The following is a 4,199-nucleotide window of genomic DNA, read 5'->3' on the forward strand; positions in this document are numbered from 1 at the left end:
TCACGGTCTGCGCTCCTTGTTCGAGAAGGGGTGTGGATCTAGGTCCCGTCGTGGAGGGTGAGAGCTCCCGGCGGGACCGCCATACTTAGCAGTCGCTAAGTCCTGCTGAGTGTCTATGGCGGCTTAGCGACTGTCAAGTACGCTTCGGGAATGGTGCGGGAACGACTCATGGGCACGGCAGAGATCGCCGCATCTCTCGGCGTGAGCCGCGTCCGGGTCCACCAGATCGTCACCACCGACCCGTCGTTCCCCGCACCACTCGACGAGATCAAAGCCGGGAAGATCTGGCGAGCCGACGACGTGGAACGCTGGATTGCCGAACACCGCCCGCCCCGCGACCCGACCACCTGACCGATCACGCCGCATCCTCGCGTTCGAACCCGCGCAGCCGATCCACGTAGGCGACCAGCGCCGCCCGCGGGATCCGCCGCGACCGGTCGATCAACACCGAGTCGATCAGGCCCGCCTTCATCAACTGATAAAGCTTCGCGCGACTCACCCGCAGTTCGGCCGCCGCTTCGGCCGGAGTGAGAAGGAGCTGGCTCACGGTTCCTCCGTCGTCATCGGGTCGAGGGTTCAGGCCGCACGAGGCATGCCAGGGTCAGTTGCCGAAACCGGGTGGGGATCTCCGCGGGCCGCACGGGCCGCGTCGAGTTGGGCGCGCCAGCGGTGCCGATCCGCGACCGCGCGCAGCAGCAGGTGTTCCCGGCGGGGCGTCGCCGGGTCCCCAGGGTGCAGGAGCTGCCAGACCACCCGGTCGGGCGTGGCGCCCTGGCCGCCATCGCCGGTCTCCCCGGTGTCGGTGTCGGTGTGGCCGAGGACCGCGAGCTGTTCCCGAATCCACGCCTTCCGATCTTCCTTGTGATCGGCAAGAGTTTTCCCGGACCACTTCCGCGAGACCAGCACGCGCCGGCCGCCGAAGCCAAGGGTTTCCCTTCGGTGGACCTTGCCCTTACACCGGCCGGGCACCAGGCCGGCGCGGGGGCTTTTCGGCTGGACGCCGTAGAGCAGCCAGTTCGCGCAGCCCGGCGAGCACGGTTCGTACCGCAGGGCGTCGGCGAGCCGGTCGACGTGTGCCCGCTGTGCGTCGGTGGCGATGGCGTGGCAGGTGTCCAACGACTTCGTCAGGTACTTGCACAGATAGCCGATCAACCGGCCGGTGTTGCGGTTGGTCGCGGTCACTCCGTCGGCGCGGACCTGCACCCCGAACCGGACGACATGGGTAGGTTCGGCATCGTCGCCGATCGCGTCCAACGCCTCATCCCAGGTCGGGAGCGGTTCGTGTGCGTCGGGATCGACGTAGCCGTCCGCTTCGTCGTCCCAGACCGGTAGGCGATCCACGCCGTAGACCGGCCGGTCGCAGGCTGGCCACCACACTTGGTGATACGTCGCCGCCGCGACCTGGCGGAGCAGTACCCGGGGGATCGTGCCGCGCATCGCCGCATGCAGATGCGGTGCAAGCCTGCGTTGCGGCTCCAGGCAGGCAAAGTACTGGATGTCCCAGCCGACCGCCCGGCGCATGTTCTGCCAGAACCGATCAACCAGCTTGGGAAAGTGGATCGCGTCGCGGGCCGCCCGCCGGTAGTCGTAGCCGTCCGGGTCCACCGGGGTGCCCTCCGAGTTCACCCGACCGTACGAGTCGCAGGTGAGCGTCAGGAACATCGACGGCCGCCACACCATCCCGTCCGATCCGGTGAACGTCCGCCCCACGGTGCGCCGATCCACCGGCAGCCGGGGCAGATCCGGGGCATCCTGCCGCCGCCGCGTCGACCGGGTGCGCCGTGGCCGATCCCGACTGTCCGGCGCGGTCTTGCCGCGCACGCCGAGGTCTGCCAACGCCGCGTCCACCTGCGAGATCAGATCGTCCACTTCACCGATCTGATCCACATCGTGACCGGTCACAGCGTCGGTGCGGACCGCTTCGAGATCCGCGCGGAGCTGGACCAGCGTTTTCGCGTCATCGGTTGGCGGGTCGGGGTCGGGTAGCGGTTCGTCATCGAGATGCCAACCCGCCTTGCACTGCGCCATCCGGAGCTTGCGCGCCCGTTCCGCACACGACGGGCACTTGGACGCCAGGGTGGCCCCGCACGCCACCGGAATGATCTCAGTTTCCCCGGTGACCAGGTTGACTTTCCGCATCGCCAACGGCCGGATACACACCCCGTTCTCCGCCGCGACCGCCTCCAGGACATGACGGGCCAGCGGTTGGCGCAGACGGGCGGCCCGGCTCCCCGCCGGCGGTTCCGCCGGCGGAGTGTTCGGGGTGGTCATGCCGCCGGTTCCTCCTGTCCGTGGTCGTGGTCCTGGCCGTCATCGTCGGAATCGGGTCGGTCGGGGTGGTCGGGTGGCGGTTCCCGGCAGCCACACACCCGCCACCGCCCCGCCGGTATCTGGCAGCCGTCATCCGCCCAGTGCGCCACCCACAGATGCCGGCACCAGCCGCAGACCGGCAGCGGATACACCGGGGCGTATTCCTCCGAACCCGCCGTCATGCCGCCCGCCCGTCCACATCCGGTGTCCACCCGTCCGGACCGTCACCGACGATGTCGATCAGTTCGGCGACCGCCGGCACCGGATACCGACGGGCCATCCGCGCAATCTCGGCATCGTCGACCCAGGCCGCCCGCACCCGCACCGGGTCCGCCTGCCCGTCCAGGAGCACATAGCCGACCCCGGGCATGTCCTCGCCGATCTCATCGGCGCGTGCCCCGCGATCCCGGGCACCATCCCCGAGCACGAGATCGACCTGGTCGGCTTCGGTCATCCGCAGCGCCACCCGGACCGGGAACAGATCCCGAAACGGCAGCACCTCTTTGCGCGGATCCTGCACCGCACCGATCACCACCACGCCCGGTGCCCGGCCCTGGGAGAGCAGCAGCGGCAGCGACGCCGACAGCCGCCGCTTGAGCTCCCGGTCGGTGACATACGAGGTCAGCGACGCGATCTCATCGACGATGACCACGATCAGCGGTTCATCCGTCGTCGGAGTGTGCGACCGGCTGACCCCACGCAGCCGCGCCGCCCGCTTCCGCATCACCGACACCGCGTCATCGAGGAGATCAGCGATGCTCTCGGTATCGGTCGCGAACCGGGAGAACATCGCCTGCCCGAACGCCAGTTCCATCCCCCCTTTGGGGTCGGCTACCCACAGTTCGACGAGGCCGGCGCGGACCGCCGGGCCGAGCCCGCGGATCGTCGCCCACACCGCCGCGCTCTTCCCTGCCCCGGTCGCCCCGGCGATCAGCACATGGGCGCCGCGGACCGGCAGCCGCCACAGCTCGCCATCCTCCCGGCGGCCGATCGGAATCCCGGACAGGTCCACCGGACCGTCATCGTCGCCATCGTCGTTTCCGTCGGCGTCGGGTCCGTCCAGATCGACCGGTGGGATAGGAACGGCCAGGGGATCGCGGCGGGCGAAGTCCACCCAGATGAACCCCACCCGATCGGAACGGATCCGACACGACCGAGCCCGGAACGCGTGGCGCAGCGCCTCAGCCTGCTCCGCCCACTGGTCGGGGGTCTGGCCGTAGAGCAGTTCGATCCGGAGCTGGTCGCCCCACCGGTCCGACCGGATTGTCCGGATGCGGGGGAAGGTCTCGGCGAAGGAGACCCGGTCGCCGTTGGACACCGGAATCCGAATCGCCAGATCCGTATGGACCATGACCGGACGCCAGCGCCACCGGTAGACGACCAGCAGCCGCAGCCGCCCCCACATCCACCGGGCCAGCCCGTCAAACGACCGGCGATGGACCAGCCGCCACCCCACCGCAACCACGACCAGGGCGACGAGCAGCAGGCCGAGCCCGACCAGCCCGAACCGCTGACGGACCACCGCCACCGCGACCAGCACCGCAACCGCCACCGGATGACGGACAAGAAACACGACCAGGTGGGCGCCTATCCGGCCGGCGAGCCCGAGTAGGACCGCCCACAGCGGCACGTCGATTTTCGGATGCCTGGTCGGTACCTCGGGAAACGGCCGCGAGCCGTTGATTCTGGCCATGACAGATCACACCCACCCAGCATGAAGAGAAGAGAAAGATTGAAGTCCGGGAGGCTGGACAGCAGCGTTCTACAGCCATCCCGAAACGGCGGAGAGAATGACGCCGATCAGGCCGCTACCCCAGCCCCGTTACCGGTGTCGTCGGATTTGCGGTCCAACAGGAACCGTTCACACTCGATCAGATAGTCGTTGGCGG

The 4,199-nt window shown here is 68.9% G+C and carries 5 protein-coding genes; 1 reads left to right on the forward strand and 4 read right to left on the reverse strand.

Translation table 11 applies throughout. The annotated features are described in order from the left end of the window. Positions 1–168: 168 nt before the first annotated feature. Positions 169–351 (forward strand): DNA-binding protein, encoded by a 183-nt coding sequence (locus tag U9983_RS26835; RefSeq protein WP_322756683.1) that lies wholly within the window; start codon positions 169–171, stop codon positions 349–351. Positions 352–355: 4 nt separating this feature from the next. Here U9983_RS26835 and U9983_RS26840 read toward each other — a convergent pair whose 3' ends face one another. From U9983_RS26840 to U9983_RS26855, 4 genes are read right to left on the reverse strand one after another with little or no spacing between them, the layout of a single operon-like run. Continuing rightward, a complete protein-coding gene (locus U9983_RS26840; RefSeq protein ID WP_322756684.1) occupies positions 356–547 on the reverse strand; it encodes a helix-turn-helix domain-containing protein in 192 nt (63 codons plus the stop codon). Between the two features lie 29 nt (positions 548–576). Then, positions 577–2,271, reverse strand: a complete 1,695-nt coding sequence (locus U9983_RS26845; protein ID WP_322756685.1) for a replication initiator — start codon at positions 2,269–2,271, stop codon at positions 577–579. Beyond that, positions 2,268–2,492, reverse strand: coding sequence for a hypothetical protein (locus tag U9983_RS26850; RefSeq protein WP_322756686.1), 225 nt, complete (start codon positions 2,490–2,492; stop codon positions 2,268–2,270). Before U9983_RS26850 ends, U9983_RS26845 begins: the two co-directional genes overlap by 4 nt. Beyond that, complete coding sequence (locus U9983_RS26855; RefSeq protein ID WP_322756687.1) at positions 2,489–4,003, reverse strand: FtsK/SpoIIIE domain-containing protein; 1,515 nt, start codon at positions 4,001–4,003, stop codon at positions 2,489–2,491. The genes U9983_RS26850 and U9983_RS26855 overlap by 4 nt, the downstream gene beginning before the upstream one ends. Positions 4,004–4,199: the final 196 nt, after the last annotated feature.

Source organism: Protofrankia sp. Cas3, assembly GCF_963555955.1.
Classification (GTDB): domain Bacteria; phylum Actinomycetota; class Actinomycetes; order Frankiales; family Frankiaceae; genus Protofrankia.